The following is a 24,543-nucleotide window of genomic DNA, read 5'->3' on the forward strand; positions in this document are numbered from 1 at the left end:
CTCAGAAGCTTGACAATTGCATAGATGCCACTGTTTGGGGTCGCGATTGGTGTTCGACTGCTCCGAGCCAACAAACGGACGGTTGCAGGAATTCGGGTATCCTTTGCCACGCAACGCTAGCGCGAACGGGAAGGCAAAGCCTACAATTCCCGACGGCTTCACTAGACTCTACTTCGTGTAGACGCTTCCTTAGCAAGTCGAGTTACATCGCCTGAATAAGAGCATCACAATTATGCCTGCCTTGGGTCTGTAGCTCTAACGGTAGAGTTCCCAGATGTCACTTGTGCCCTGACAGAAAAAGCTTACATACTTGCTCAATGGTAGAGCGATCGCATTTAAAACGATAAGTGCAGGTTCAATTCCTGCGGTGTAACCACAGCTTTTTCAACTTGCACGAGGTGTGAGTGTAACTCTCACAGGGAAGGTATCGGTTCAATCCCGATCAGATCCACTAATATCAATTTGTAATTAAAATCAGAGGTGATTGCAATGGTTCATATTCGATTTGAAGGACGTTCCGTTGATGTCCCAAAAACACAATTGGGAATTGCAGCAGGGATGAATGATGTGGCAGTGAAGGAGCGCGTTGCTCGGCATTTAGATGTGAATAGCGATCGCCTCTCTGTTTACGTAATTGATCGCCGTCCCAGTGGTGATTTGATTATCCGTCCTGAAGCTGTCTATGGTTAAAGGAGGCAGGAGGGAAGAAAGTTTAAAACATAAACCTTTGCTTCATTTCTAACCGCATAGTTTTATTCCGCGCCCTAACTTGTAAAGCCTACACACACTCCGGCAACGGAATGCAGGTTCAAATCCTGCCGCTCCCGCTGATGGGAGCGTAGCCAAATTGGTATAGGCAATTGTGAAAACTGCTTTGCTAACTTGTGCGGAATTCCAATTATTTAAATATGTGACGGATGTTGTTAAAGATATAATTCATCGTTCTGCCGCAATGTATAGAGGTCGAATGATTTACGCTGTTAGTAAAAAGCAATGTAACAAGAAAGAAATTCGATTTATTTTAAATCAACTTTCTAAAAACTAAAATTTTCACTTCGTGCCCTAACTGAAAAAGCTTACATACTAGCCGAATGGTAAGGCACTTGACTTGAGATCAAGCAACTACGGGTTCAAATCCCGTGTGTGAATCAACAGCTTTTTCGACTTGCACGAGGTGATCTTATTTCATTTCAACATGGAGGTGAGAACGATGAAAAAGATTAATTCTTTGAACATCGAGCCTGAAAACTTTGACGAATTTGACGATTTCTGCTTTTGAATCATCGAGTAAACGTCGTCGTGGCTACCCATCTGAAAAAGCTGTCAAACGTGGCGACCGCCTTGTTCATGGCGACAAGGAACTACAAGAAAAGCTTGGTAACAATGACCTTTGTCTTTGTGGTTCTGGTCGCTGCTTTCAAAAAGTGCTGTCGCAATAGCGGCAGATATGATGGCAGCTTACGCAGCTACTACTTTTAGGGAGTAGTACTAACGATTTCGATACGTTACATCAAAACTGGCAGTTGTTGCCGCGCCCCGATCGCAGAAGCTTACATAACTCTGCACAAGTTATACACAATGCTTCTACAACTTGCGCGGTGACTTGATCGCCCCGCGTGCAACATCTGCCTCCTTCAATTTTGGATTTGAGATTGCAATCCAAAATCTAAAATCCAAAATCCAAAATTCCTAGAGGAGGTTCTTATGAAAACCGCAGAACGTGACCTGCGCCTGGAAATGCTCAACAGTTTGCTCACAACTCCTCACCGCAAACTTGAGCAAGTCGCAGAAATTCATCAGTTAATTGTTGAACTCGATCCAATTTTCTATGGACATCTGGCAGTTTGGTATCAGCGTCATGGTGATGTCCGCGACCACAAGGAAGTGTTTGTTGCTCACTTGCTGACTAGCAATTTGACTGAACACCGAGATGCTGGATTTGTGATGCTGCAACAGTTTCCGCCCTATCAGGTGGCTCGTGTGGTGGACTTCATGAAGCAGCAGCAGAATAAACTGCCTCGTTCCGCTCGGACTGCGGTACGGCGTTACTTGAAGACACGGGAGAGCAATCCGGCTCTGTTTGATCGTACTGCCTTACGAGGTCGTAAGGCAATGAAGCACTTATATGCTTCACTGCATATCAAGCCAAATGAGCGGGCAAATGCGATTCTGTTTGGCGATACTCCACCAGAGGGTTCGTTAGCAGATATGCTAAAACAGCTTGCCAAGGCAGAAAGTGCCGCAGAACAGGCACGGCTGATTGTGGAGTTCAAAATTCCATATACGATCGCAATTGGTGCTATCAACCAACTCACACCAGTTGTATTGGTGGCGTTAATCAACAGCATGACTCCTCAAGAAGCGATCAATAACCTCAAATCGCTCCAGACTAGAGGTGCAATGGATCACCCAGAAGTCAAGAAGCTGATTGATTCCAAGCTGGAAGAAGCGTCTAAGAGTACGCGTGTCTCAGCATTCAAAGCACAGATTGCCGCAAACGCCGCAGATTTTGACGCAGACACTGTTACCCGACTGGAAAAAGTGACTAACGAACAGGTGAAGCAGCGCGGTGCGATCGCTCGTCCAACTGCCTTACTGGTGGACAAGTCTGGTTCAATGGAAAATGCGATCGCGACGGGTTTGCAACTCGCTGCCCTCATCTCTGGTATCACTAAGGCAGAACTGTTTGTCTACGCCTTTGACACCATTCCTTACGCTGTTACAGCAAAGGGCAAGGAGTTGAGCGACTGGGAGCGTGCTTTCCAGCACATCAAGGCAGGCGGTGGTACTAGTATCGGTTGTGCATTGGAAGCAATGCGGCGGAAAAAGCAGGTGGTTGACCAGATTATCCTGGTGACGGATGAGGGCGAAAATGCGGCTCCTTACTTCGGTGAAGTCTACAAGAACTACTGCCGGGAGTTGGCGATAATGCCCAATGTGGTGATTGTCCGTGTGGGTACTCATTACGACTGGGTGGAGAGCCAACTGAAGCAGCAGCAAGCACCTGTAGATACGTTCACTTTCGCGGGTGACTACTACAGTTTGCCGAACCTTGTCCCACTCCTGACGCGCCCCTCTCGTCTGGATTTGCTAATGGAGATTCTGGACATGCCGTTGCCTGTGCGAAAAGATAAATAGAGTCTATCAGGGTGCGTCATAGTTATTTCTAACGCATCCTGATAAAAATATTAAAATTAAGCTTTGAGACAGTATGTCAGAAAATACTAGCTTTGCTTTTGTAGCTAACCTACTCAATGTCAACTGCAATCTACCTTTTAAAGTTATTGAAGATTGCTACTTTCAAAAAGCTAACTTTATTCAAATTGACCAGATTAAAAACTATTTTTCAGACTCAGGACATTTTTCTCAACTTTTTAGAGCGAATTTATCTCCTTATGAATTCGTGTATGTTGAATACACGAACACACATCAAGAAAAAAGTTTTAAAGGTCAACAGCTTGAACCACATAATTGGAAATATTATGTACTAAATTTTGATGGCGATACCTCTAAAATATATGATTTAATCAAGGCAGCAAATTTATTAGAAATAGAACTACAATTTGGATTACAGTTTATCTATTCTAAAGAAATAAAAATTTTTGGCATTTAGAAAAATCCTACACATACCTTTAATTATTTCCATGAAATGAATAGTAACTTGCCTTTAATTGAATCTATTGATGATATTAATTTACAAGATTTAGGCTCAATATATCAAAATTATCAGCAGTTAGATGAGATGAAGTATCCAGACATAAAAGAAGCTATTAATATGCTAGAAGAACTCAAGCATATTTCTCATAATTCTAAATTTAAGATTCTGGGACTATTTACTATAATTGAATTTTTGATTACACATAAACCAATTAATAAAAGAGATTCAATTACACAACAAGTTACAAATAAAATCAATTTATTATCAAAGCGTTTTAGTAAGAAACTTGACTACTCTCAGTTTTTTTTAAATACACCCGAAAGTACAGTTTGGAAAAAACTTTACGCTTATAGAAGTAATATAGCGCACGGTGATCAACCAGATTTTGCAAAAGACCTATTAGTTTTAAAGGATGATTTCACTGCTAAAAAATTTCTAAAGTTAGTTGTAAAAATGCTTTTGCAACACTCTCTAATCGAACCTCAACTATACACTGATTTGAAATAATGCTAAATGAATATTGTTGGCAGATCAAACTTGGAACCCTTGAACCCTAGCTGACTGAGAAGAATTCTAGCTCAATTTCCTTTATGGCAATGACAACCGCGATCGCTTTTCCATTTAGCTTGTAGTATGCTGTATTGTAGTAATATCCTGCGTGCCCTAACTTGTGGAGCCTACATACTAATACAAGAGGAAAGGTAATGCTACCAAATGCAGTGGGCGTGTGTGAACGAGGAGTGCGAAAAACCTGGAAACTGGGCTTAGAAATAGCCATCTTTGAAAGAGTGTGTAACAACTCACTAGCGGAGTTCCTTTGGATATTGCAGTAACCAGGACTGTTTTAGGCATTGGTTTTAAAATGAGGTTTTGATTCATTTATTCTTTTTCGTAGTTGAGTAATCGTAAAATAAGCAAAAAATATCCCCAAAGGTGCAACAATCGATGCCGATTCAGGAACACGTTTACTCTCTACTGTCACATTGGAGTCAGCAGCATCACCTGTGTAATAAACGTAATTAAAAGCGTCTTTATCATTAAGAATACTTGCACGTAAAAATAAACCACTCCACCGGGCAATTGTTTCAATAGCCACATCTTGATTAACTGTAGAATTTATCGGGTCAGGAATTGCACCAGCAGGATTATTTGTATTTGTGATACTAAAATGATTGGCACCTTTGATATTAATTAGTGCAGCGGGTGGATTTTTAATTTTGTCATAAGTTAAACTAGCCCGGAAAGGCAGCGCTCTACCATCACGATCCCCTTGCAAGAGTGCAACTGGTATTTTATCATTGTTAATAGGAAGATAAACATCATTCTCATTGCGAAGATTAACACCATAGAATGCTCCTGCTACAATTTGTTTGGGTCGTGAAAAAGAACCCGGACAAAGTGTTGGTGTCACGCATAAATTTCCAATTGCAGATAATCCTACAGCACTGCCCAACGAATGACCCAATAATCCTACTTTCTCTGTATCCAGCTTGCCTACAACAGGTGAACTAGCATTCTTATTTTCAACTACAATTTGTTGTAAAGCTGTATCAATTTGGCTTGTTTGGGGTAATAATGCTTCGCCAAATATTGGAGCTATACGCTTGCTGTTTGGCACCACTACTACAAATCCATAGCGTGCAACTTGTTTAGCGTAATTAGAGTAATTTGATTTGTCAACTAGTGCACCTTGTAGTAATAGTGCTACTGGAAAGGAATAATTGCTTGTTTTTAAATTTGTCGGATTAGGATAATAAATATCAGCTAGATTATTATCTCCGGTAATAGTAGTAGTGTAGCTAGCAACGTTGTCAAACACAGGTGTCGGATTAAAGGAAGAAGCAGACGCTATTTCATTAACACCCAATACAAGTAACGACGTGCTTGTACAAACTACTGACAAAGCTTTGATATTCAACAAAATAGCTACTCCCTTTCTAAGCAACAAGACGTATTGATTCTAATACTTCTGTCTAAAATACCATAGTATTTGTACCCTGAATTTTTTTACCGTAGGTAGATGTTAAGGTGTAACCCAAGAGGTTTTGGAAACTCAAACCTATCCTTTACCAATCATTAAAATAACGTTGATGCCATTACCGCGCTGCGATCGCTGTAGATTTTTAGTAAGGCAAACTGTATCTATTTTGACCGAGTAGTTCCAGTGGCAATCGTTATATTTAGTCATACATACCGAGTGCGATCGCCCCCCAGATTAAGGATACTTCCGTACCATCGCCCTTACGCATGGCAGGTGTAAATCAGCGATCACTGATCCAGTTGATAATTCAATCATCTTCATTTAGCTTTACCTCTTGTCTTGTAATCCGGAAAGTAGCAATTTTTTGTAGTATGTTGTATTATATTAATATCCTGCGTGCCCTAACTCGTGAAGCCTACATACTAGTACGAGAGGAACGGTAACACTGTCAATTACAGTGGGCGTGTGTGAACGGGGAGTGCGAAGAACCTGGGAGGTAGGCTTAAAAGTAGCCATCCTTGAAAGAATGTGTAACAACTCACCAGTGGAGTCCCTCTAGTAACTGAGAACACGCAATGCTCCACCAACTTGCACGCAGGAAATAATCATACTAATTCGTAATTAAGAGGCTATTTATAAAAAAATATTAAGTAAGGGAGGCAGGATGAGCCGAGGTTTCTTCATTCAGATTTACTTCAAGCCTTTGACTTTAATACTTGTATAGCTTTAAATCCTTCCCATGTCTGACTGAAAAATACGATGGGAATAATCAAGCCAACTGGTTTACCACTTTGAATCATATTGTGAATGCCAGTTAAAAAATTTAGTAGCATAAATCCTACTGCAATACCCAACGCAAGTTTGGATTTACGTTGTACAAAAAAACCTAAAACTAGATAGAGTAAACCAAAAGCTAAAAAGGAAATTCCCAATATCATACCTTCAGGAACTCGATTGCCAGCTATTAATGCCAATATTCCCAAAAAAATACCCAAAACTCCAACTGCGTAAATTGCCCGGTAAGCAGATGCTAACCTTTTTCGGTACTCTGATATTTGTTGTATTTGGGTAGTCATTATTTTTAAATTTATTTTGTCAATTGAAATTTTATTGAATAAATACAAGACTACTGTACTTACTGGATTCATCTAGTCATAAAATTTAGAAATCGGGAAAAGCTTTTTTCTTCCAAGTATGGGAAATTTTTATGTATTGACGCTCTAGTTCAGCAGTTGTGCAAGTCAGTGTACGTACTTTTTCCTCAACCTGGCCTAACTGTTTCATAACACTAGCAGCAAACCATAATAGAAAGAATGAAAATACCCCTGTAAAACCTTGATTAAAAATATAAGCGATACCACTAACAAATGCACCAATAAATAAAACTGTTTGAGCCAGCGCTCCATACATATTAAGACGCACGAGTTTTTTATAATCTTCTAACGATTTTTCATTGGCAATTGCTGTATTTTTTTCTAGAAAATTCTCAAACTTAGCTTTCACATAGAAAGATATCACAATCGATAAAGAGCACATTCCAATATATGCAAAATGCAAAAACATTGTTTCACCCAATGAAAATAGTTGTCTAATTGCTGTTTTATTAAAAATAGATGTTCTTTTATATACTAATTTTTTGGTAATTATCTTGAGTAATTATGCGTAAATAGAGAGAATTATGTCTGATATCTTTAAGCTAATCAACCAAATTGCGATCGCAGAAGCACAGTTATCTGCTACCCAATTTCTCGCCCCCTGTGTCAAGGGTGGAAGAGTTCGCACACGGGTAGCAGGGATGATTTACACTTTCAGTCCAAAGCCTAGTAAATTTGAAGGTTGGGGCATTTTTCAGCCTGTAGATGAGAAGACAGCAACGGTTGTGGAAGAGGCAGACTTGCCCCAAGTTGCGGAATACCTGCAACAGTTTCCCCAAATACGGCTGCGGTTAGCACATCCACTGAGGGGACAAACTTGGTTAGCATACCCCGTGAATGAAGTAGATATGCGTCAACGGTTAAAGGTGGTGAAGCCGATCGCAGTGCATCTAGTAACCGAGGGTATCGCCTTTGAGCAAATTATTGCCCGCTGGAATGGACAATCCTGCTGGTTTGAGGAAGTCGATCGCCGTACCGATCCGGCAATTTCTGAAACTCTGCAATCTGCTGTCAAACAACTCACTACTACTGAGGAATTACAGTTTAAGGGCATTACTCCAGAAATCCGCACAGTGTATGGATTAGCAACTCGCCGGATTCAGGGATTTACTCAACCCCAACAGGATGAAAAGCGACTGAGAAAGGCTTTGCAAATGGGCGGCGGTACCTTAACTCAATTCCACGATCGCAGCGATTATTGGACAGTCGATTGGACAACTGCTGATGGTGTTCGCCATAGTAGTGCGATCGCTAAAACTGATTTGACTGTTGTTAGTTCTGGTATTTGCTTAAGTGGACGCGATCGCGATTTTGACTTGCAATCCTTAGTGGGTGTAATGGAACAACAAGAGTGGTGAGGACAATGAGCATCTTTTTTCACGAACAACTTTACCGCACCAATGCTGTGATGGCAAAGCTTAAGGATTATCCGGTAACAATTTGTGGCGCTGGAGCATTAGGAGCTAACATTGCGGAAAACTTAGCTCGGTCTGGTTTTGATAAACTTACAGTGATTGATTGCGATGCCTGCGGCGGGCTACGCCTACGCATTGAGGAGCGTAACCTTTCGACTCAGCCTTACTACCGTTCCGATGTTGGAGCGTTCAAGGCGAAAATCTTGGCAAATAATTTATATCGAGCAATTGGTACTAAAGTTGATGCCAAAACAAAGGAGTTGACACCAGCAAATGCAAATCAATTACTCAAAGACAGCCAGCTAATTGTCGATGTTTTTGACAATAGCGTGGCACGTCAAGCAGTGAAAGATTATGCTGAACAATTAAGCATTCCTTGTCTTCATGCTGGACTATCAGCAGATTATGCAGAAGTGATTTGGAATGACGTTTATCGCGTTCCTTCCGAGGTGAATGATGATGTCTGTGATTATCCGCTGGCACGAAACCTGGTAATGTTAACCGTGGCTGTGGCGTGTGAAGCGATCGTCTCATTCATTGCCACAGCAGAACAGCGTAACTTCACCATCACTCTAAAGGATCTGACTATTCAATCTCTGTTTTTGTAGATTGCGTAGACGCTCTCAGCGGCTTGTCGCAGACATAGCCCATCAGAATTTACCAAATTCTCAGGGTTTAAGTAAAGAGCAACTAACAAGCGGCAAGTTTTGTGGCGAGGTGTAAATCTCCGTTACAAAACTTAATTACTCTCTTCTCTGCGAGACGCTACGCGCAGCGTCTCCTAGAGAGCGCCATTATGAATTACAAATTAACTAGCTAGATAGTTGTGTATCTTATCCTTCTGTTTTCGTAGATTACCCAAAGCTTGTTGCTCTATCTGTCTTACTCGTTCTCGACTAATACCCATACGTTGACCAATCTCTGCTAAAGAAAGTTCCTTTTCATTTGTTAAACCAAAACGCAAAGTTAATATTTCTCGTTGCTGAGGAGTTAATGTTGACAATAAAATTTGAATATTTTGTTGGAGAAACTTTTGGTCAGTATATAATTCTGGGGAAAGTCCATCATCCTCTAACACATCTTGTAATTCTGTATCTTTTTCTGAGCCAACTCGCAATTCTAGAGAGACAGGTTGACGTGCTAAGAGGAAATAATCTCGAATTTGTTTAGGATCTAAAGATAGTTCTTCGGCAATATCAACTGCGGTAGGAGTCCGACCTAGTTTTTGAGTTAGTTCACGTTGAATACGCTTGATTTTGTTGAGTTTTTCTGTAATATGAATAGGCAAGCGGATAGTACGTCCTTGTTCGGCGATCGCTCGTGTAATTGCCTGACGAATCCACCAATAGCCATAAGTTGAAAACTTGTACCCTTTAGTAGGGTCAAATTTCTCAACTCCTCGCTCTAAACCTAAACTTCCTTCTTGAATTAAGTCGAGGAAATCTAGGTTATGTCTTTGATACTTCTTAGCAACAGACACCACAAGTCGCAGGTTAGCCTGAATCATTTTCTGCTTGGCTTGATGTCCCTGATGTAGCTGTTGCAGCAGTGATTTTTCACCGATATTTATATTTTCAACCCACTCTTGTTGTGTCGGTTGACGTTTTAATTGAATAGCTAATTTTTCTTTTGCAGCAAGTAAAGCTATCATTTGTTGAACTTGCTTGGCGAAATTAATCTCTTGCTCATTAGTTAATAAAGGTATACGTCCAATTTCACGAAGATAAGTACGCACTGGATCAATAGTAGATAAATATTTTTCATTTTTATCATTTACTTCTAGAGACTGGAAAGATAGATTATTCATAATTATTTTAACCTTCAGAAATACTTGTCGGTTTAGAGGTAAAAATTTTTCAATCCGAGAGAATTAGTGTAACATTCAAAAATCAAATTAGAATCAGATTATTAATTTTGATGATTAAGTTGCTGAGGTGACTTGTGACTGGAATAGGTTTTTAGCTTGATTTTAAAATGTGAAATTAAAAGATTGGTCAAGAATTTTCTTGTTGTGATCACGGATAATTATTTTGCCAAAACTAATATTTTTTAAGTTAAGAGCTTGATGTTACAGGAGCTTGTCAAAGAAGTGAAAAGGTTATGTCTGTCCAAATTAAAGTCCGTTATGAAGCAGTAGAAATACCTCTATAAACAGTTTCTGCAACGGGTTTTGCAGCACTGGAGACAATGGATTATGCCTTGATTACACAATCCCTTTCGCAGGGGAACCTACTTGCTTTTATATCTTAAAAGATGCGATCGCTCTTAAGTAAAGTTATGTCTTTTCTAATCCTTCTCAGATTTTGGCCTTTTCCTACCAAACAAACTAGTCATACTTAATCCAGTAACTAACAATCCCAATAGTCCTAGTCCGTTCAAAATCGGGTAGATTCCCTGTAAACCAAAGATTTCACCACGATGAATCGAAAGCAGTAGACTACGCTCAACTCCAAGGTTAGCTGACCACTCACCTACCAGCGTAACTGCAATACCAGTTAACAATGTTACAGCAAGCGGTAAAGCCAAAATAATCGCCAGAGTCCGGTGGTACTTGCGAAATGAACGCATTATCCAAAATCTCCAGTGGAAACTATAGCAGTTTGCAACTTGATCAGGTACAGAACTATTTATCTCCAAGCCAGATAAAAAGCTTGTTTTCCTACTATTTCCTGTCTTTTGACTGAATTCTATATTTTAAATTTTGGATAATGGAATTCAAAGATTCAAAATTCAAAATTTAAAAAGGTCTGTCCCTTGCGCGTCTTGTAAGAGTTTCCCCCGAATTTAAATGCGAAAACAATTCTATTATCCAAAATCTAAAATTATTTATTCAGAACAACTACCTGGAAACATGGGGTCAATCTAAAATCTAAAATCGTTCGACTGAGCATAGCCGTACTCCTTCTCTACGAGACGCTCCGCGAACAAAGAAGCAAGCTACGCGTAGCGTTCCGCAGGAAAGTCCAAAATCCAAAATTGTTTGATTCCTGCTGTATGTTAGTTTTTCCTCACCCTTTAGAAACAGTGGCGATATTTGTGTCAAGTGTTTGTAACCCCTTAAGAGCTTTCGCTTTATCTTTTGCTTTCAGCGCACCCTTCACCTGGGTCGCAGTATCTTCGATTACATTATAGGTTTTTGAGGATTTAGTTTTGACACCATCCTCAACCTTAGACCAAGAGTTTTCAAACTTATTAAATTGCTGTTGAGCTTTGTCAAAATTTCCGGCTTGCACCGCAGTTTTTGTATTTGAAACTACACTGACCAAAGGAGCAAAACCTCCCTGCGTAGCACCAGGAGTTTTGGATGCTGTTGTCCCCCCAGTGGTTTGAGTGGTAGCAGGAGTCTGGGTAGTAGATTTTTGATCGCTGTTACATCCTACCAATGTCAGTAAGCCGATTGCAGTAACGGGGATGATGTAGATTAAGTGTTTCATAAAACCTCTTGAATAATTATAAATCGCCAAGTACTAACGGTATCAGTTACTATATCAGCAAACCTGTCATCTAAAGTTGCTGGAGACGTAGGAAGATTTTATGCAGGTTTTGTTTTGGTAAATGCTGTAATAATCTATACTTGTATATATTACTACGGCTACATCAAGGCTGTTTTAGCATCTTAATTGCGGGTTTATGCCTGATCATTTTTGATGGGTAATAAGGTCTAATTTGTTACTTTGTTTCTGATTAAAAAGTCTTGAATGCAGTTGACAAATTCTTTTAACTCTAAAATTAAGTTAGTAGTATCTTTAAGCTCTCGATGGTAAGCCAATTGTTCTAGTTTGTCAGCTGCTAGGTACATAGCTGTGGCTCCAATATTGCCAGTAGCACCTTTAAGGTGATGAGCTTCTCGCAGAATTTGCCTAAAGTCATGAGATGCGATCGCTGCAATAATTATTTCTAAACGGGGATTAATATCTTCAACGCATATTCGCAATAGATTTAATTCAAATTCTGTGTCATTTCCCGATATCCGATGCAAATGTTCCCAATCAATTTCTAGGTCAGTGGAAACTGTCTGTTCATAGACAACTGCCTTTTGTTGTGAGAAGATCACGCCTGTCCAATGCTCTAGAGTCGCAGCCAATTTTTCTTTAAACACTGGCTTACTCAGATAGTCGTCCATTCCGGCATTTAGACACATTTGTTCGTCTTCTTTCATCGCATTAGCTGTCATCGCAATCACCACAGGACGACGACGCAGGGCAAAAGCGTCTTCTTGCCAACGATGAATTTCTTTTGTGGTTTCCAAACCGTCGAGAATTGGCATTTGGCAATCCATTAGAATCAAATCGTAAGGAATTTTTTCTAATAGCTGCAAAACTTCCTTTCCATTAGCAACAACATCGGCTTTGTAGCCCAAACTCTGGAGTTGCTTCAAGGCTACTTTCTGATTCACCAAATTATCTTCAGCTAGCAGAATTCTTAATTTAGATTTAGTAGAGGGGTTAGGGGAAGAGGAAGTAAGAATGCTTGAAGTTTCTGTACTCTGGATTTTTTCAGTAGCCTCAAGCCTTGAGTCTCTAACTCGTTGTTCTAATTCCGGCACAGTTTCTAAAATAGTTATGATGGTATCGCGCAGTCGTGATGGCTTAATGGGTTTGACCAAATAAGCAGCAAATCCGATTTGGAGCGCCTGCTGCACTTGATCCCGTTGATTAGTAGAGATGATCATAATCAAAGGTATCTCAGCAATTGCAGAATTGGCTTTAATTTGTTCTCCTAAAGTCATGCCATTTGTTTGGGGTATTTGCATATCAACCAAGGCGACATCATAGGATTTTCCTTGCTCACAAGCTTTCTGAATAACTTTGAGGGCCGCAGCAATACTGTCAGCTTGATCTACCTGCATTCCCCAATGAGTAGCTTGATGGTAGATAATTTTGCAATTAGTAGCGTTGTTATCCACCACTAACAAGCGGCGATTGTGTAAAAGTCCGCGTTCGCCCTTGGTGTTGGCGTTCACGTAGCGTGTCGCAGACAAGCCATCGGATTTTGGCAAAACAGGCTCAACAAGCTTTGTAAAAAGCACCTCAAACCAAAACTTAGATCCTTTCTCCATCTGACTTTCTACCCCAATCACTCCTCCCATCAAGGTCACCAGTTGTTTACAGATGGCTAATCCCAAACCTGTACCACCATACTTGCGAGTCGTAGAAGCATCCACTTGGGTAAATGGCGTAAAGAGTTTGCGTTGGTCTTCAGGGCTAATGCCAAGACCTGTATCTGTGATGGCAAAATGGATGGTGGCTGTAGTGGAGGAAAGCGATGGCTCTGCCAACGCCAAGGGCGAACGCAATTCGGCTTGCACTAATACTTCGCCAGCGCTAGTGAACTTGATTGCGTTGCTGATTAAGTTCATGAGAATTTGCCGCAGCCTACCACTATCTCCTTTGAGGCGGCTGGGGACGTTGTGCTCAATCATGACGGCAATTTCTAATCCCTTGTTATGAGCTGAGGGAGCCAATAATTCCACTACTTCTTCCACACAAGTGAATAGGTCAAAATCCAGAGTTTCAAGAGCCATCTCTCCAGCCTCAAGTTTGGAAAGATCCAAAATCTCGTTGATTAAACTTAAAAGGGCGTCTCCACTACTCCGAATTGTTTCAATAAAATCTCGCTGTTCTGCGTCTAAGGGAGTATCTAACACTAAACTGGTCATTCCCAATACAGCATTCATCGGAGTCCGAATTTCATGACTTATATTTGCCAAAAAGGCACTTTTCGTCTGAGAAGCTAATTCGGCTTGGCGACGGGCAATTTCAAGTTCTTGTCGCTGACGAGTTTCTGCTGCTAATAGTTGGGCTTGGGCTAAGGCAATACCTACTTGGTCGGCTATTTGCCGCAAAAGATCAGTTTCAAAGTTAGACCAGTGGTGGGAATCATCACACTGATGAACTATGAGCAAACCGCGAAGTTCTTCTTTGACAAGAATGGGCACAACCAAATTGACTTTCACCCCAAACTGTTGCATTAATTCCAGATGGCTTTGTTCGACTTTTAGCAGATCCAAATTAGCTAGCCCTAAAACGTGTCCTTGACGGTACTGCTGTAGATAGTATTGTTGTAGATATTCCGCTTGGAAGTAGGGAGGAGTGATGCTTTGCTCTTTGATTGCTGGTAAGCCAGAAACTACTGCTTCAATAACGGTGGGTGCAGACTCATCTGGCAAAAGCTGATAGATCAAAACTCGGTCAGTCTGGAGAATCTTTTGCACCTCCTCGACAGTGATTTGGAGAATTTCTTCGATTTGTAAAGACTGACGGATCTTGAGGGTGATTTCGGTAAATAGTTGCGATCGCAAGTTTTGGCGTTGTACTTCTTCTTCAGCCTGTTTACGCTGAATAAACTGCCCCACTTGTTCGCCAATCGAATTCATCGTTTTTGCTAAATCTTGGTCAGGTGGCTGGATTTCACGGTTGAAGCAGGTAATGACACCAAGGATTTTGTGACCGCTGCGGATCGGAAAACCAAAAGCTGCTTGTAATTCTACTTGAGCGTTAATTTTGAAGCGGGAGAAACTGAGTTCTTTAACAACATCAGCGATCCAAACAGGTTCAGAACTAGCCCAAACCCGACCAGGTAGTCCAATTCCTGGTAGAAACGTGGTTTGGCGATTCAGTGCTTCAAACTCTTGCACCTCAAGGGATGCTTTATGCCACATATCGAGAAAACGCAGCACATTTGCTTGCTGATCTACCATCCAAATTTCACCCAAATCCCATCCCAAACTCTCGCAAATCCCTTGCAGTATTTGGTGAGTAGCTTCGCCCGTCGTGGCGGACTCCGCTAAAACGCGGGTTGCAGCATATTGTGCAATCAGATGCTGTTCAGATCGTTTGCGATCAGTGATGTCAATGCCAGTGCTAACAATGTGTTCCACTGATCCTTCATAGTCTTTTAAGAAGGTATTCGACCAGGAAATCAGCCGCCGACTGCCATCCTTCATTACCCAATAGTTTTCGTACTCTAGGAAGCCTCCACCAGTTAGCAATTGTTCAAAAACTGCTTTGACTGACTCCACCTCTTCAGGAATTAGGAACAAGTTCCAGAAATACCTACCCTTCACCTCATCGAAGGAGTAACCTGTTATTTGCTCACAAGCTTGATTGAAGCGAACGATTTTCCCTTGAGAGTCAAAAACTATTACTAAAGCGCTGGCTGTATCAAGGACTGCTGAGATAAAGTTGCGTTCTTGATTTAAGGTTTCTTCTTTCCTTTGGCGCTCAATCACCTGACGATAGATGAAGTAGTAGACTACAGCAAGAACGATAAAACTTACGCAGATGGCGATCGCAAATGTCAGAATTGTGTTGCGACTCGTGTGTTGGAGTCGTCCCCCTTCCTCGTTTTCCATCTCATTGATCACCTTACGGCTATCATCCATGAGATTTTGTTGATTATTTCTCACTACTACTTGCAATACTGCCTCTAATCCCTTGTTCTGGCGCAAGTCGATAGTCTGTTTGAGTTGAGTTTTAGCCGTTATCAGAGATTCAAGCGTTGTGATCTGCTGTCGTTGGTTCGGTTGATCTGTTGTTAAACTCTTCAGTTCGGGAATTTCTTGATCGACGTTAGCAAGTGCTGTTTGATAAGGTTTGAGATAAATTTGTTTTCCAGCGAGTATATAACCATTTTGCCCAGTCTTTGCATCCTTGATCTGGGACAGTAGTTCTTCTAGACTGTTAATTTTTTTAGAAGTATTTTTTCCGATACTGCCATTATTAGTATATAATTTTGTATTTTGATCGAAAACCACACCAATCAAAACTAAAATTGCCGATGCCAAACTGAAACCTGCCACAATCCTTTTGAAAAATTGCTTGCGTACCCTCTGCGTCTGTTTGCCTTTGTGGGTCACAAGTACCAAACTTGCTAAATTTCGGCGCAATTCCAGTTGCTTAATGACTTGACGACCTAAGGTTCGCAATGCCTCTATCTGATCTGGAGTAAGTTCTCGTGGTACGTAGTCAATCACGCAAAGTGTTCCTAGCGCATATCCCTCAGGATTAATCAGAGGTACATCAGCATAAAACCGAATATTTGGCTCAGAAGTGACCAGTGGGTTTGCGGCGAACCGTTGGTCATTTGTTGCATCAGGCACAATCAAGACATCAGGCTGTAGAATAGCATGGGCACAGAATGCCAAATCTCGATGTGTTTCTTGGGCTTCCATTCCGACTTTTGACTTGAACCACTGACGGTTTGTATCAATTAAGCTAATTAAAGCAATAGGAGTCTGACAAATATACGAGGCTAAACGGGTGACATCCTCAAAAGGGCCTTCAGATGGCGTATCGAGGATTTTATACTGCAAAAGTGTCTCGATTCTCTGTACTTCGTTATCAGGTAATGGTGCTTTCATCCTTGAGCCTTATCTACATTCTGGGGACTGGGGAAAAAGCAGAGGGGTAGGGGAACCAATGCCCAGTGCCCAATGCCCAATACAACTCTTGGAGAGGCTGCGCTTAGAGCGAGTCATTAAGCGTCGGGAACCTCCGCAACGCACTGGCTCCCCAATGCCCAGTTCAACAAACTTACTTCAATTAATGACAATAGTTTAGTTAAAAGCGTTAGCGTAATTTCACTGAGTTCGACCTTATTAAAAAATCAGTTAAATGATTAAGTCCTTGCTGTATTTTTTATGGGCTGGTTTATTTGAAATTGGGGGCGGCTACCTAGTCTGGTTGTGGTTGCGTGAAGGTAAGCCGTTCTGGTGGGGCATATTGGGTGGAATTGCTTTAGCTTTCTATGGGGTTATTGCAACTCTCCAATCGACAAATTTTGGTAGAGTGTATGCGGCTTACGGTGGCGTGTTTATCGCAATGGCAATGCTTTGGGGTTGGAAGGTAGACGGGGTAACTCCAGACCGCTACGACCTAATAGGAGCAAGTTTCGCTTTAGTGGGTGTTTTAATTATCATGTTTGCACCCAGAACTTAATTGACACTCTCAGTGTTTTTATGGCTGATAGTTGGGCAAATTCTCTGATAATTTACAATAATTATCAATTATCACAAGGATCTTCGTTTGTAACAGTAGGTAACTAAAAATTTGGAATTTTGTAGCGGTTGAATAAAATATTATTCTTCAAAAACAAAAAAAGATGCAATTATTGCATATGTACAGGCTTATTTAAATCTTGGTAACTACAATCAGGATTATATTTTTGTTAACATTTGCAGAAAATTAAGGTTAAGTATCTTTTAAGACAAAAATGTCTAACTAAAAGTAATCAAATGTAGTGAAGTATACAAATAATTGGTGCTTAGGAAGAAAAACAAGTGTTGAAGAAAGTTGTAATGATTGGGGCTATGACCCTACTGATTTTGGGAGTACCGCTGATGGGCAATGCTTTTGCCCAAACACCAGCTGCTGCGCCGCCTGCTGCTGATACTGGAGATACGGCATTTATGCTGATTTCAGCAGCACTCGTGCTGCTAATGACACCAGGATTGGCGTTTTTCTATGGTGGATTTGTGCGATCGCGCAATATCCTAAACACATTGATGATGAGCTTTGTGGTGATGGCGATCGTGGGAGTTACCTGGATTTTGTGGGGCTATAGTCTTGCCTTTGCGCCAGGTTTACCGTTCATCGGTGGATTGCAATGGTTGGGGTTGAATGGTGTCGGTTTAGAGATTCAAGGCTACTTGCCGCATCTGCCATACGAAGATGCGCTCAAAGCAGCAGACTCCAAATATGCTGATGTTGTCTCCTATGCCGGAACGATTCCCCACCAGGCGTTCACGATTTATCAAGCCATGTTTGCGATTATCACCCCAGCCTTAATTTCTGGGGCGATCGTTGAGCGGATGAGTTTCCGCGCCTATTCCCTGTTTGTGCTGCTGTGGTCAACCTTTGTTTACGCCCCCCTGGCCCACATGGTATGGGCCAAAGGTGGATTCTTAGGTTTGGCTGGTGGATTAGGTGCCCTCGACTTTGCAGGCGGTACAGTAGTTCATATCAGTTCTGGTGTTTCTGCCCTAGTAGCAGCGATCGTCCTTGGGCCTCGGAAAACCCATCCTGATCGTCTTAGCCCTCCACACAATGTTCCTTTCATTTTGCTGGGTGCTGGCTTGCTGTGGTTTGGCTGGTTCGGTTTCAATGCTGGAAGTGCCTTATCTGCTGCTAGTGGAACTTCTGGTAATGTAGTCACAAATTTAGCAACAACAGCCTTTGTTGCCACCAATACAGCGGCGGCGGCAGCGGCTTTAATGTGGCTAATTTTGGAAGCAGTTTTACGGGGGAAACCGACTGCCGTGGGAGCGGCTACAGGAGCCGTTGCTGGTTTAGTGGGCATCACTCCCGCCGCCGGATTTGTGACACCGCTATCAGCGATTTTAGTTGGTTTTGTCACCGCCTTGGTTTGCTTCTATGCTGTGAGTTTCAAGCACAAGTTAGAAATTGACGATGCCTTAGATACCTATCCAGTGCATGGCGTTGGTGGTACAGTGGGGGCGATTTTAACAGCCATCTTTGCCACGACTGAAGTCAACGGAGGAGGTAAAGACGGAGTGCTGCGGGGTAATTTTGGTGAATTGGGAGTTGAACTAGTAGCAATTGCCGTTGCCTATGTGATCGCAGGTGTTGGTACGTGGATTATTCTCAAGGTTATTGATGCTACAGTCGGGCTGCGAGTCAAAGAGGAAGCTGAATTGCAAGGTTTGGATATTAACGAACACGGTGAAGAAGGTTACAACTCCGAGTTTGGCGATCGTCCCACTTAGTAAAGAGTGCTGTTAGCGGATAGCTATGGTTTAGCCGATGCTGAGTTAAGAGTTTGGAAGGAAGAACTTTCTGTTTGCTTCCCCAGTTCCCAGTTTAAGATTGTGTAATTTGCGATCGCTAGCGTTAAAATTTGATTCTAATAATTGGTAAATTTCGCTAGTCGTGTCTACTTCAGCAAAAACCTTTCCGATCTGGGCATTTTTATCGCTGTTAACCAACGGCATCCTCATGTTGGCGGTCATCCTGCTAATTTGGCAACAGCAGAGATTGGCCGCTTTTTTTGGGGGGGGGTAATAACATCCCCAGAGCCAATCAACCTGAACAACTCACCCCAAATTGTTACACCTGATTTAGGTCGCCGTCACCAACTCACTTACCAGGAGTGGGTAAACATCCTTAAGCAAGAAGCCAAGGTAGCTGCTGACCAACGTCCTCCGCATTTAAGCATCCTGGCGGGAGATTCTTTGAGTCTGTGGTTTCCCCCCGAGTTATTACCCGAAGGTAAAAATTGGCTCAATCAAGGAATTTCTGGCGAAACCAGCAATGGACTTTTGAAAAGATTGAAGATATTTGACCGCACGCAGCCAGAGTTAATTTTTGTGATGATTGGCATTAATGATTTAATTGGGGGGATGAGCGACGGGGTAATTTTAGATAATCAGCGGCAAATTATTAGTTACCTACAAAAGGCGCATCCCACAGCCCAAATTATTGTCCAATCGATTTTGCCACACGGGGCAGAGGAAGCAACCTGGAAAGGACGAGAGAAACTCCAGACTATTGCCAATAGTCGCATTCGCCAGTTGAATCAGCAACTGCGAAGCATTTCTACCAAAAAAGGTGTCAAATATCTCGATTTATATCCCCTGTTTACCAACAAGCAAGGTAATCTCCGCCGCGAATTTACTACTGATGGCTTACATTTAAGCCCTGAAGGCTATATAGTTTGGCGTTCTGCATTGCAGATTTATAGCGAAATCGAATTAAAACCCCAGCGTTAACGTCCTTCAAGGGAAAAAGGGTGAAGCACAAAAAGAAGTAATATCTTTGAAGACAACTGTGTATAAATCGCCTCTTGGCGCGAGAAAATAAAAAATAGTGGTTTAAGTAGACAAATCAAATGGATACAAAAGCTTTTAAGCGCAGCCTGCAACATTCAGAGAATTACAATCGCAAGGGCTTTGGTCATAAAGCAGAAGTTGCCACCCAGTTACAATCTGAGTATCAGAGTAACTTGATTCAAGAAATTCGCGATCGCAATTACACCCTACAACAAGGTGATGTGACGATCCGACTAGCCCAAGCTTTTGGCTTTTGCTGGGGTGTAGAACGAGCTGTGGCCATGGCCTACGAAACCCGTCAACACTTCCCCACAGAACACATTTGGATTACTAACGAGATTATCCACAATCCTTCTGTAAATCAGCGGATGCAGGAGATGGAGGTAGAATTCATCCCCATTGAAGGAAAGAATAAAGACTTTTCTGTTGTTGGAACTGGTGATGTAGTCATATTACCTGCTTTTGGGGCTAGCGTTCAAGAAATGCAGATACTTCACGATAAAGGCTGCAAAATTGTAGATACAACTTGTCCTTGGGTATCTAAAGTTTGGAATACAGTAGAAAAACACAAAAGAGTCGATTATACTTCCATTATTCATGGTAAATATAAGCACGAAGAAACAGTCGCTACTAGTTCCTTTGCTGGCAAGTATTTAATAGTGTTAAATTTGCCAGAAGCAGAATATGTTGCTGACTATATTAGCAATGGTGGGAACCGTGAAGAATTTCTGACAAAATTTGCTAAAGCTTGTTCAGCAGGATTTGATCCCGATCAGGATTTAGAAAGAGTTGGCATTGCCAACCAAACTACGATGCTTAAAGGCGAAACTGAGCAAATTGGCAAGCTTTTTGAGCGGACTATGTTGCAAAAGTATGGCCCCACTGAGTTAAATCAGCATTTCCAAAGCTTCAATACCATCTGTGACGCCACCCAAGAACGGCAAGATGCAATGTTAGAGCTAGTAGAACATAATTTAGATTTGATGGTAGTAATTGGTGGGTTTAATTCATCGAATACTACTCAATTACAACAAATTGCTTTTGAGCGGGGAATTCCTTCCTATCATATTGATACTGTTGAACGGATTAAATCAGGAGATTCGATAGAACATCGGCAATTAAATGGGCAGTTAATAACTACAGAAAACTGGTTACCAGATGGAGAAATTGTCGTGGGAATTACTTCTGGTGCTTCTACGCCAGATAAGGTGGTAGAAGATGTGATTAAGAAAATTTTTACTGTGAAAGCAACAGCAATACTGGTTTAACAGTGGTCAGTTATTGATTTTATCTCTTGGCGAAACACTACACCAATAACAGTTATCAGTAACTATTGTTCACTAGTTAGTGATAACTGTTTTGTAATCGCCGATAAAGTATGAATCATGAATTAGCATGACACAGAAATGGCTTTCTATCGTCGGTATTGGAGAAGATGGATTACAGGGGTTAAGCGCGATCGCTCTTTCCCTAATCACTCAAGCTAAAGTAATTGTGGGAGGCGATCGCCATTTAGCAATGCTCCCTACAGATGACCAACGTGAGAAACTAGTCTGGACATCCCCGATTAGCGCCTCAGTTGAGGAAATCATCCAGCGTCGGGGTGAATCAATTTGCGTACTCGCAAGCGGCGATCCGATGTGTTACGGCATTGGTGTTAACTTGATGCGGCGAATTCCCATTTCAGAAATGACGATTATTCCCGCACCTTCAACCTTCAGCCTCGTCTGTGCCAGGGTTGGATGGTCTTTGACTGAGGTAGAAACCTTAAGTTTGAATAGTCGTCCATCCTCCCTACTCCAGTCTTACATCTATCCGGGAGCGCGGCTGTTGATTTTGAGTGAAGGGAAGGACACACCCGCCATTGTTACCGAAATTTTGACAAATCGCGGCTATGGTGGCAGCAAAATCACCGTATTGGAGCGCATGGGTGGCATTCATGAAAGAATTGTGGAAGGTACAGCTGCATCTTGGAGTGAAACTGAACTTGCTGCTTTGAATGCGATCGCAGTTCATTGTATTGCTGATGCTGGGGTTGTGCCATTACCAAGATTACCAGGATTACCAGATAACGCCTACCACCACGATGGACAGTTAACTAAGCGTGAAGTTAGGGCAATCACCTTAGCAGCTTTAGCACCCACACCGGGAGAATTGTTGTGGGATGTGGGCGCGGGTTGCGGCTCGATTTCTATCGAATGGATACGAAGCCATGCCCGGTGTCGGGCGATCGCGATCGAACAAAACTCGTCTAGACTACTATATATTGCCGATAATGCCGCGACTCTCGGTACTCCAAATTTGCAAATCATTGAAGGTAAAGCGCCCCATGCCCTGAAAGACTTGCCTGTACCAGATGCGATTTTTATTGGTGGTGGAGTGACAGCAACGGGACTTTTTGATGTTTGTTGGGAAGCACTACGGCCTGGTGGACGTTTGGTGGCAAATGTTGTGACGGTAGAGGGTGAGCAAACTTTATTTCAATGGCATGAACGAGTCGGTGGTGATTTAACTCGTATTGCAATTCAACGAGCAGAACCTATTGGTAAATTTTTGGGTTGGCGAGCAATGGCACCTGTGACGCAATGGATGGTTGTAAAATAACAAGATTTGTGTCTAGTATGAGGTGTTATTGATGTCCCGCAAACCATGCGACCTCAAGCCAGAATACTGCTACCATGTCACAATTCGTTGTAATAACCGCGAGTTTCGCCTCACTCGATATGAATGTAGGAAGGTGTTTCTCTATGCAATTAAGAAAGCTTTAGATAAATTTGGTTTTAAACTCTATTCCCTGTGCATTATGAGCAATCACGTTCGTTATCTATTGGAACCAAGAGAATTACAATACTTATACCATTTCTTTGTAAGGCTGCGCCAAATTTTCTTGGCTTCTTATTTCTTTCTTTCTTTGTGTCCTTTGCGTCCTTTGCGGTTCGTTCCTCATGTAGTTTGGCGCATCTTCATACAGAATTGGTATTACCCAAAATCATGCAATTATCGTTATTAGCAGCGGATTTGTAGCGATATCTGCTATGGCAATATTCTGAGTTTTTAAGTATTATAAGTTACAAATATTTTAGCACTCACTCTTTTGTTAAAAACTTTTTGGTTTACTGATTATATTGAATTGAAGTCTGTTTCCCAGAACGATCGCAAAATTTTTCGGTCTACTGAAGTTGGTTCAGTTTCGCACCTCATCAAATCAGTGCGATAGTTTAGGACAGGATCAGGACTTACAAAACTGTCACATAGTACCTAGATGCTATCTAAATGTGATCACATTGTACCAATAACCTAAGTCTTGATAAATTAATTATCAAAAGTGATAAACTTTTTTATACTTTTCCAAAACTAGATCATAAATTACTATTTTTTAACGCTCACAAAACTTTTTGGTCTACTGAGTTTTGTTGTTTTTTGAACACTGACAACAGCAAACACACAAGTCCCATTATTATCAGCGACACTGAAGAAGCAGGTTCTGGGACAGACTGAAGGTTTTGCACAGACTGATAATCAATCACATTCCCTTGAATTGGGCTGAGTGATGCCAAAAGTTGCTCGATATCTTTAGATATATTAGTGTCATTAATACCAACACTTCTAGAAGAGATGAGCCGATTAAACGTCTGGCTACTTGATACATCAAAATCTCCTGTTAACCCAAGAAAATTTTGACCTATCTTACCTATAAGGGAGTTAATCAGATTGTTAGCATCAGTTTTGATCCCTTGCGGAAATAACTTTAAACTGCTGGAGCTGGGGTTATTGATGTTTCCAATGGTTGTGTTATCACCATCCGCTAACCATTTGCCATTACCAATGATTTCATTTCCACTCGTAAAAACCCAGTTACCATTACCAATAATTGTGTTGTTACTACCGAAGTCCCAATTACCATTTCCAATGACTGTGTTGTTACTCCCAAAGTGCCAATTACCATTACCTAATATTGCATTATTATTTCCGTCGTCCCAATACCAGTTACCGTTACCAAGAGTTGTGTTACCCTTTGCAAATAGCCAGTTGCCATTACCGATAGTTGCGTTATCATTATTAAAGTTCCAGTTACCATTCCCAATGGTTGCGCTGTTGCTCCCATAGTCCGAGTTAAAATTCCCAATGGTTGCGTTCTTACTACCAAAGTTCCTATTGCTATTACCAACAGGTAGGTTGCCCTTATTAAAGGGTGGGCTACCAGCATTAGTAATAGAGTTACTACTACCAGTATTAAACGTATTGCCACTGTTACTAAAGGGTATATTATTACCAAGGACTTCTCTCAACGGATCGAAAGGCGATTGTTGAAGTAAACTTCCAGCACCTGCTATAGGGTTACTGTTGCCAGTAAAGGGGTTGATACCGCCACTTGCAATGGTATTGCCACCGTTTAGAAATGGGTTACTTCCATTTGTTAATGTGTTGTTAGTCTCCTGGAAAAAATTTTTACCCAGAATTAACTTCAAGCGATCAAAGATTAATTGCTGAAGCTTACTGCCAGCATCCCCAGCAAAGGGGTTGACACCGCCACCTGGAATGGCACT

22 protein-coding genes, 1 tRNA gene, 1 pseudogene and 1 other annotated feature are annotated in these 24,543 nt (G+C 41.5%); of the genes and pseudogenes, 14 read left to right on the forward strand and 10 right to left on the reverse strand.

Annotated elements, in window-relative coordinates:
- Positions 1-489: 489 nt before the first annotated feature.
- The 6 genes from Q0541_RS26830 to Q0541_RS26855 all read left to right on the forward strand — a co-directional run bounded on the left by Q0541_RS26830 (position 490) and on the right by Q0541_RS26855 (position 4,165).
- Positions 490-690: a hypothetical protein gene (locus Q0541_RS26830; protein ID WP_298918252.1), complete on the forward strand. Its 201-nt coding sequence runs from the start codon at positions 490-492 to the stop codon at positions 688-690.
- A gap of 387 nt (positions 691-1,077) precedes the next feature.
- A tRNA-Ser gene (locus Q0541_RS26835) sits at positions 1,078-1,146 on the forward strand.
- A 104-nt stretch (positions 1,147-1,250) separates the two neighbouring features.
- Positions 1,251-1,439 (forward strand): hypothetical protein, encoded by a 189-nt coding sequence (locus Q0541_RS26840; protein ID WP_298918255.1) that lies wholly within the window; start codon positions 1,251-1,253, stop codon positions 1,437-1,439.
- Positions 1,440-1,704: 265 nt separating this feature from the next.
- Positions 1,705-3,138: a VWA domain-containing protein gene (locus Q0541_RS26845; protein ID WP_298918310.1), complete on the forward strand. Its 1,434-nt coding sequence runs from the start codon at positions 1,705-1,707 to the stop codon at positions 3,136-3,138.
- Between the two features lie 73 nt (positions 3,139-3,211).
- A complete protein-coding gene (locus Q0541_RS26850) occupies positions 3,212-3,613 on the forward strand; it encodes a hypothetical protein (protein ID WP_298918313.1) in 402 nt (133 codons plus the stop codon).
- Positions 3,614-3,661: 48 nt separating this feature from the next.
- A complete protein-coding gene (locus tag Q0541_RS26855; RefSeq protein WP_298918316.1) occupies positions 3,662-4,165 on the forward strand; it encodes a HEPN domain-containing protein in 504 nt (167 codons plus the stop codon).
- A 46-nt stretch (positions 4,166-4,211) separates the two neighbouring features.
- Here Q0541_RS26855 and Q0541_RS26860 read toward each other — a convergent pair whose 3' ends face one another.
- The 5 genes from Q0541_RS26860 to Q0541_RS26880 all read right to left on the reverse strand — a co-directional run bounded on the left by Q0541_RS26860 (position 4,212) and on the right by Q0541_RS26880 (position 7,142).
- The gene (locus tag Q0541_RS26860; protein WP_298918321.1) at positions 4,212-4,436 is read right to left on the reverse strand and encodes a hypothetical protein; all 225 of its coding nucleotides are present in this window, start codon (positions 4,434-4,436) and stop codon (positions 4,212-4,214) included.
- A gap of 66 nt (positions 4,437-4,502) precedes the next feature.
- The gene (locus Q0541_RS26865) at positions 4,503-5,579 is read right to left on the reverse strand and encodes an alpha/beta hydrolase (RefSeq protein ID WP_298918323.1); all 1,077 of its coding nucleotides are present in this window, start codon (positions 5,577-5,579) and stop codon (positions 4,503-4,505) included.
- A 138-nt stretch (positions 5,580-5,717) separates the two neighbouring features.
- Positions 5,718-5,846, reverse strand: a complete 129-nt coding sequence (locus Q0541_RS26870) for a hypothetical protein (protein ID WP_298918326.1) — start codon at positions 5,844-5,846, stop codon at positions 5,718-5,720.
- 282 nt (positions 5,847-6,128) lie between these two features.
- Positions 6,129-6,184 (forward strand) — a sequence feature (23S ribosomal RNA rRNA prediction is too short).
- Positions 6,185-6,334: 150 nt separating this feature from the next.
- Complete coding sequence (locus tag Q0541_RS26875) at positions 6,335-6,787, reverse strand: hypothetical protein (protein ID WP_298918329.1); 453 nt, start codon at positions 6,785-6,787, stop codon at positions 6,335-6,337.
- Between the two features lie 13 nt (positions 6,788-6,800).
- Positions 6,801-7,142: a hypothetical protein gene (locus Q0541_RS26880; protein ID WP_298918332.1), complete on the reverse strand. Its 342-nt coding sequence runs from the start codon at positions 7,140-7,142 to the stop codon at positions 6,801-6,803.
- Positions 7,143-7,317: 175 nt separating this feature from the next.
- On the opposite strand from Q0541_RS26880, the gene Q0541_RS26885 reads away from it, so the two are divergent.
- Together Q0541_RS26885 and Q0541_RS26890 are read left to right on the forward strand one after the other, a co-directional pair.
- A complete protein-coding gene (locus Q0541_RS26885) occupies positions 7,318-8,151 on the forward strand; it encodes a hypothetical protein (protein WP_298918335.1) in 834 nt (277 codons plus the stop codon).
- 5 nt (positions 8,152-8,156) lie between these two features.
- Positions 8,157-8,816 (forward strand): ThiF family adenylyltransferase, encoded by a 660-nt coding sequence (locus Q0541_RS26890; RefSeq protein WP_298918338.1) that lies wholly within the window; start codon positions 8,157-8,159, stop codon positions 8,814-8,816.
- A 200-nt stretch (positions 8,817-9,016) separates the two neighbouring features.
- Here the strand turns inward: Q0541_RS26890 and Q0541_RS26895 are convergent, their stop codons facing one another.
- From Q0541_RS26895 to Q0541_RS26910, 4 genes are all read right to left on the reverse strand, one after another.
- Positions 9,017-10,015, reverse strand: a complete 999-nt coding sequence (locus tag Q0541_RS26895; RefSeq protein ID WP_298918341.1) for an RNA polymerase sigma factor, RpoD/SigA family — start codon at positions 10,013-10,015, stop codon at positions 9,017-9,019.
- A gap of 479 nt (positions 10,016-10,494) precedes the next feature.
- Entirely contained in the window at positions 10,495-10,776 is a 282-nt protein-coding gene (locus Q0541_RS26900) for a peptidase (protein ID WP_298918344.1), read from the reverse strand.
- Between the two features lie 440 nt (positions 10,777-11,216).
- Positions 11,217-11,642, reverse strand: coding sequence for a DUF4363 family protein (locus tag Q0541_RS26905; protein WP_298918347.1), 426 nt, complete (start codon positions 11,640-11,642; stop codon positions 11,217-11,219).
- A gap of 227 nt (positions 11,643-11,869) precedes the next feature.
- On the reverse strand, positions 11,870-16,570 hold the full coding sequence (locus Q0541_RS26910) for a GAF domain-containing protein (RefSeq protein WP_298918350.1): 4,701 nt from the start codon (positions 16,568-16,570) through the stop codon (positions 11,870-11,872).
- Between the two features lie 253 nt (positions 16,571-16,823).
- Between Q0541_RS26910 and Q0541_RS26915 the strand changes: the two genes are divergently transcribed.
- The 6 genes and pseudogenes from Q0541_RS26915 (at position 16,824) to Q0541_RS26940 (ending at position 23,006) form a co-directional block, all read left to right on the forward strand.
- Positions 16,824-17,147: a YnfA family protein gene (locus tag Q0541_RS26915; RefSeq protein WP_298918353.1), complete on the forward strand. Its 324-nt coding sequence runs from the start codon at positions 16,824-16,826 to the stop codon at positions 17,145-17,147.
- A 341-nt stretch (positions 17,148-17,488) separates the two neighbouring features.
- On the forward strand, positions 17,489-18,934 hold the full coding sequence (locus Q0541_RS26920; RefSeq protein ID WP_298918356.1) for an ammonium transporter: 1,446 nt from the start codon (positions 17,489-17,491) through the stop codon (positions 18,932-18,934).
- A gap of 163 nt (positions 18,935-19,097) precedes the next feature.
- Positions 19,098-19,936: pseudogene (locus tag Q0541_RS26925) on the forward strand (SGNH/GDSL hydrolase family protein).
- A 119-nt stretch (positions 19,937-20,055) separates the two neighbouring features.
- Positions 20,056-21,264 (forward strand): 4-hydroxy-3-methylbut-2-enyl diphosphate reductase, encoded by a 1,209-nt coding sequence (locus Q0541_RS26930; RefSeq protein WP_298918361.1) that lies wholly within the window; start codon positions 20,056-20,058, stop codon positions 21,262-21,264.
- A gap of 127 nt (positions 21,265-21,391) precedes the next feature.
- The gene (gene cbiE, locus Q0541_RS26935; protein ID WP_298918364.1) at positions 21,392-22,600 is read left to right on the forward strand and encodes a precorrin-6y C5,15-methyltransferase (decarboxylating) subunit CbiE; all 1,209 of its coding nucleotides are present in this window, start codon (positions 21,392-21,394) and stop codon (positions 22,598-22,600) included.
- Positions 22,601-22,631: 31 nt separating this feature from the next.
- A complete protein-coding gene (locus Q0541_RS26940; RefSeq protein ID WP_298918368.1) occupies positions 22,632-23,006 on the forward strand; it encodes a transposase in 375 nt (124 codons plus the stop codon).
- Positions 23,007-23,379: 373 nt separating this feature from the next.
- Here the strand turns inward: Q0541_RS26940 and Q0541_RS26945 are convergent.
- Positions 23,380-24,543 (reverse strand): hypothetical protein (locus tag Q0541_RS26945; RefSeq protein WP_298918370.1); only part of this gene is annotated, 1,164 nt, incomplete at its 5' end.

This window comes from uncultured Nostoc sp., from assembly GCF_937863485.1.
Taxonomy (GTDB): domain Bacteria; phylum Cyanobacteriota; class Cyanobacteriia; order Cyanobacteriales; family Nostocaceae; genus Nostoc.